Source organism: Streptomyces albus subsp. albus, assembly GCF_000725885.1.
GTDB classification, from domain to species: Bacteria; Actinomycetota; Actinomycetes; order Streptomycetales; family Streptomycetaceae; genus Streptomyces; species Streptomyces albus.
The window spans coordinates 1-374 of the sequence record NZ_JODR01000088.1; the positions used below are offsets into that span (position 1 = coordinate 1).

The 374-nt window shown below is 72.2% G+C and carries 1 protein-coding gene; it reads right to left on the reverse strand.

Features of this window, described 5'->3' with window-relative positions:
* Positions 1 to 91: 91 nt before the first annotated feature.
* Positions 92 to 295 carry a hypothetical protein gene (locus IO40_RS36675; RefSeq protein ID WP_078659861.1) on the reverse strand — a complete coding sequence of 68 codons (204 nt, stop codon included), beginning with the start codon at positions 293 to 295 and terminating at the stop codon, positions 92 to 94.
* Between the last annotated feature and the right edge of the window lie 79 nt (positions 296 to 374).

Sequence of the window (374 nt, forward strand, 5' to 3'; positions counted from 1 at the left end):
CAGGAACGAGGACTGCGCCGCGTCGTGGTGCCCGACGATGTGCAGCTTCCACCGGACGTGACGGACGAGGGTGAGGCTGCGGGCCGTGCGCTCAGCCATCGGTCGGCTCCTTGGTCGGATACTGCGGGGGCGGGCAGGCGCAACGACGGGTGACGCTGATGATCGGCGGATAGTCCCCGGCCGCGGGTGTGGTGGTCACACCCAGACGCGGCATCTGCCCACAGCCCGAGCAGGGCGTCAGGTCCCGCTCCAGCGCGGCCCGCACCGAAGCGAGGGCGGGATCAGGCTTTGTCACGGCCCCGCTCCTTCGTGCAGCGCGGGCACCGGCACGGCGGGCACGGCACCCACACCGGAGGTGACCCCTCGCCCTTCAC